This is a genomic window from Rhodosalinus sediminis (assembly GCF_003385555.1).
In the GTDB taxonomy this organism is placed as follows: Bacteria; Pseudomonadota; Alphaproteobacteria; order Rhodobacterales; family Rhodobacteraceae; genus Rhodosalinus; species Rhodosalinus sediminis.
The window spans coordinates 1-4,434 of record NZ_QOHR01000053.1; the positions used below are offsets into that span (position 1 = coordinate 1).

The window sequence follows — 4,434 nt, forward strand, 5'->3', positions numbered from 1 at the left end:
CCGCGCGAGCCCGAGGCAGTCGCAGCCGATGCCGCGCAGGCTCGCCTGGTCGTGGTACGGCGTTCCCAGCCAAGAGCGCGCGATGGCAATGACCCGCGCGGGATCGGCCGGTGCGAGAGGTTGCGTCACAGCACGGACCCCTCGTGGCCGCCATCCTTGGTGGCGTAGCGCAGCACGGCGTCCTGGCCGGGGATGTGCGGGAAACCGCGAAAGTTGGCGGTGTTCGCGAACTTGGCCCCGCAGGTCTCCATCCGTTTGTCGCAGCCTGCACGGATGGTGAAGCCGTCGCCCTCTTCGATCGCGCGCACCGGCGCTTCGAGCAGGGTCAGCACAGCGATACCGTCAGTGACGTCGTGGCCCAGCACCTCGGTGCGCCGCCCCGCGTTCGCGCCGCTCGTCCAGTCCAGCGTGCCGAAGGTGAACCAGCCGGAGGCGAACCCGCCGAGGCCCGAGGCGGTGAAGGATCGGTCGCGAAGAAGGTCGATCACCGCGCCCGTGCCCTTGAACGCCGGATCCTCCAAATCGACGCGGCAGCGCGTATCGCCAAGCGCGGCATCGCAGGTCGCCTGAAAGGTCCGCCCGACCGTCTGGCCAAGGACATGGGCGAGCGAGCGGACCTCGGCGACGAAGGCGAGCCGCCCGCGCCGGATCTGGCCGGTGGCGCCGCGCCGCATCAGCACGCGCTGGTCCGTGTCGGCCCAGTTCACCCGCCAGACCTCGACCTCGGCATTGTCCCAGCGGCCGTCGAGAATGTCGGTCTCGGTGATCCGGTCGGAGGTCAGTATACCCTCGGCATCCTGCGCATCGACCGAGAGGTCCGAGCCGGAGCGCACCTCCGAGGCGGTCAGCCCGCTCTCGGGCTCGAAGTCCGTGCCGTCGAAGCTCAGCGTCCGGTCATGGTCGGTGAAGCCGAAGATGACACCACCGGCCCGTATGATCCGCCAGCACCAGGCGAGCGTGGTCGTGCCCTCGTCGAGATGGGCCTGCAGCGCGGGGTCGAGGGTCTTCATCGGCGCAATTCCAGCAGCGGGATGGAGGTGATCGAGCCGAGCCGCTCGAGGTCGAGCGTCACGTCGAGCACGTCGGTGTCGAAACGGACGGGCACGTCGAACTCGAAGCCCGCGGTGATCGCGACGCCAGCGCCCGGCGCGGCGCCGAAGGCGACGACGCCGATCGTGGTGTCGACCGACCAGCCGGAGGGCTGCTCGACCCCGCCGAGCGCGATGCGCACGGTTCCGGTCACTGGTTTGGCGATGGCGCGCGTCCAGGATTGCGCGCCCGAGGCGTAGTGCTTCACCAGCTGGAACGCTGTCGTCGTGCCGTCGCCGGTACCAACCACCTGGTCGGTCGGCGACGGCGTGCCCGAAGGCAGGCAGGACTTGTGGTCGCCCCAGTCCTTGAAGCGGAAGCCATGCAGGCGGCCGTTCCGCGCTTCGAAGAAGGCGACGACGGCCGCCAGATCGTCTGCGCGGCGGATGCCGTAGGCGACATCGTAGCGGCGGCGCGAGTTGGCCCAGCTGGCGTTGCGCTCCTCGTCGCCCGAGGCGAGCTCGACGATTTGCGTGCGCCGCTCGGGCCCGCCCCGCGCGCCGCGGCTGACGTTGTCGGGAAACCGGACCTCGTGAAACGCCATCACATGCCCCTCCGCCCGAGTGACACGGCACGGGCGATGTCCGCCGCGACCTGCGTGCGCGACTGCCGGAAGCTCTCGGCGTCGCGGGCCATGATGGTGACATTGACCCCGCCGCCCGCGCCGTAGCTCTGGGCCTCGCGCCGCGACAGCACGCGCTCACCGCGCTGCAGGATCGCGGGCACCTCATCATGCCGAAGGCCGGCCATGCCGCCGGAATGCATCCGCGGGGCGGCGGCGAAAGCCATGGCCGGGACCATCCGCGACGGCCCCGCAGAGCCGACCATGCCACCCGCATGCAAGACATTGGCGAAGATGCCGCCCGCCCCGGAGAACACGCCAGAGAGCGCATTGGCGATCGGCCCGAGGATGAACCGCCGCGCCGCCAGTTGGGCGAGATCGGCCAGCAGCGAGGTGACCAGATCGCGGAAGTTGAGCTTGCCGGTCTTCACGAACTCGCCGACCGCGTTCTCGGCAGACTGGAAGGCGCCGACGAGGCTCTGGCCGATGTCGCCGCCGATCTCGCGCGCCTTGCTGGCGTAGTCCGACAGCGCCGCCGTGACCGCCTGCCACCCGGTGACGGCGGCCTCGGTCGCGGGCTCAGCCGCTGCGGCGGCAGCTCCGGCCGCCGCCCCTGCACCCGTCGCGGCCCGTCCCGCATCGCCGAGCGCCGTCTCCAGCCGCTCGGCAGCACCAGTGGCCTCGGCCAGTGCATCCGCGCCCGCCTCGTCGGTGCCGCGCACCGCATCGCGCAGGGCCTGCCAGCTTTCCAGCGGCGCGCGGGCACCTTCCGCCAGATCGCGCGCGGCGCCGCGGTAGACATTCGCCGACTCGAGCGCGCGGTTCGCCGCCTCGGTCAGGCCGAGATCGGGCGCGGTCAGCGGGTTGTCCTCGAAGGCCCGGTCGAACGCCGCCTGCGCGGCGGTGGTCGCTGCCGTCGCGGCGCCCTCGAAGCGGTTCTCGATCTCGCCGAGGTCGAGGTCGGGCACCAGCGAGATGCGGCGCTCGGAGCCGAGGGCTTCGAGCCCCTGGTTGATGCCGCCGATGAAGCCGTTGATGCGCGAGACCACGCCGTTCAGCATCGCCTCGACGCCGTCGACCAGGCTGTTCGCGGCCTGGAACGCCAGATCGCTGATGGCGGCGGGCAGCAGGCCCCAGATCGCCTTGATTGCCTCGTAGGCCCCCTCGAAAGTGTTCGCCGCTGTATTCCCGAAACCGACCACGCTCTCGATGGCGCTCTGCATGCCCGAGGCGGCATCGGCCTTCAGGTCGAAGAACATCGCCGTGGCGGCCGCACCCGCGGCAGCGGCGCCCATCCTGATCCGCTCCCAGACCTCGACGGCGAGATCCTTCAGGAGCGACATCGCCTCGCCGAAACCGCCCGCGCCGGAGACGAGACGGGTGAACTGGTAGACGAGCTCGCCCGCGCCGACGATCAGCGCCCCGATGCCGGTGCGGATCAATGCGCCGCGCAGAAGGACGAGCGCTGTGGCTAGGCCACGGACCGAGAGCGCCGCAGCGGCCATGCCCGCGACCCAGCGGCCTGCGAGGAAGGCGGCGAAGGTGGCGGCATAGGTGGTCAGGCGACCGATGTTGTCGAAGAGGCCGCGGATTGCGATGCCGAGCGGGCCGGTGCGGCTGGCGACCGCCGCCATGGCGTCGGCGACGGCTTCGAGCGCCGGTGCCGCAGCGACGGCCAGCTGGTTCGACAGCCCGCGCCAGATCAGCCCGAGCCGGGAGATCGCATCGTTCGTCCGCTCAATCTGGTCGGCGTCCTGCTCCGAGACCACGACCCCGAAGGCGAGCACGTCCTCCGTCGCCTGGCGCAGCGTCGCCGTGTCGATCCGCGACATGGCAATGGAGCCTTCCTCGCCGAAGAGCTGACCCGCGACGGCCGCGCGCTCGGCGGCAGGCACGAAGCTCTCGATGGCCGCGTTGATCGCGCCCACGCGCTGATCCAGCGGCAGCGCGATCAGTTCGTTGGCCGAAAGCCCGAGCCGGTCGAGCGCATCGGCGGCGGGACCGGTCCCGGCGGCCGCCTGGCTGAGACGGCGGGTCAGATCCTTCGTCGCCTGCTCGATGCCGGACATCGACACGCCCGCCAGCTCACCCGCCCGCTCCAGCGTCTGGATCGAGGCGACGGTTGTGCCGAGCGACTGCGCCAGCTTGGCCTGCGCATCGACCGTCTGCAGGCCGGAGCGGATCATCGCCACGCCAGCGGCGGCGGCGGCAGCAACCGCCGCAGCGGCAGCCACGCGCACCCGCCGCGAGAAGGCCGCGAGCCGGGCGTTCGCCGCTTCCATCTCCCGGCTCAGTCGTCCGAAGCCGCGCGACCCGGCCTCGCCCACGCCTTCCAGTTCGGCGCGCACCTGCCGTCCGCCCACGGCCGCGAGGCGGACGCTAACCCGTTTTTCCGCCATGGGACTGATCCATCTGTTCGTTGAGTTTGGCGACCATCACCGCCTCGATGACGGGGAGCAGTTCGGCCATGGCGAGCGGCGGCACGCCGAGCGCGTCGCCGAGCGCCAGCGCCGCCGACATGTCCCAGCCGACGACGGCTCCGGGCAGCACGCGGAGTTGGCCGCCGAGACGGCCGACCAGATCCCAGACCTGCCAGCCGTCATGCGTCAGCGGCCGGTTCAGCCGCGCCGGGCAGTCCGGGCAGGTTTGCGTGCAGGCTTCGCAGTACCGCTCGCCCCCGCCGAAGGACCATTCGGCGAGAGCGCGGAGGCGTTTTTTTCCTGTTCCAGCAGCAGGCCCTTCGAGACGTAGGTCAGCTGGAACGCCTCGAAGATCGGCCAGAT

4 protein-coding genes and 1 pseudogene are annotated in these 4,434 nt (G+C 71.2%); all 5 read right to left on the reverse strand.

The window, feature by feature from the left end:
* Positions 1 to 129 (reverse strand): annotated as a pseudogene (locus DRV84_RS16070) (peptidase); the annotation flags it as partial.
* The gene (locus tag DRV84_RS14885) at positions 126 to 1,010 is read right to left on the reverse strand and encodes a DUF2163 domain-containing protein (protein ID WP_115982091.1); all 885 of its coding nucleotides are present in this window, start codon (positions 1,008 to 1,010) and stop codon (positions 126 to 128) included. The pseudogene DRV84_RS16070 and the gene DRV84_RS14885, both read right to left, overlap by 4 nt.
* On the reverse strand, positions 1,007 to 1,633 hold the full coding sequence (locus DRV84_RS14890) for a DUF2460 domain-containing protein (protein WP_115982093.1): 627 nt from the start codon (positions 1,631 to 1,633) through the stop codon (positions 1,007 to 1,009). The genes DRV84_RS14885 and DRV84_RS14890 overlap by 4 nt, the downstream gene beginning before the upstream one ends.
* Entirely contained in the window at positions 1,633 to 4,050 is a 2,418-nt protein-coding gene (locus DRV84_RS14895) for a phage tail tape measure C-terminal domain-containing protein (protein ID WP_115982095.1), read from the reverse strand. The genes DRV84_RS14890 and DRV84_RS14895 overlap by 1 nt, the downstream gene beginning before the upstream one ends.
* Positions 4,031 to 4,171: a DUF7697 family protein gene (locus DRV84_RS16280; RefSeq protein ID WP_420852978.1), complete on the reverse strand. Its 141-nt coding sequence runs from the start codon at positions 4,169 to 4,171 to the stop codon at positions 4,031 to 4,033. Before DRV84_RS16280 ends, DRV84_RS14895 begins: the two co-directional genes overlap by 20 nt.
* Positions 4,172 to 4,434 lie beyond the last annotated feature (263 nt).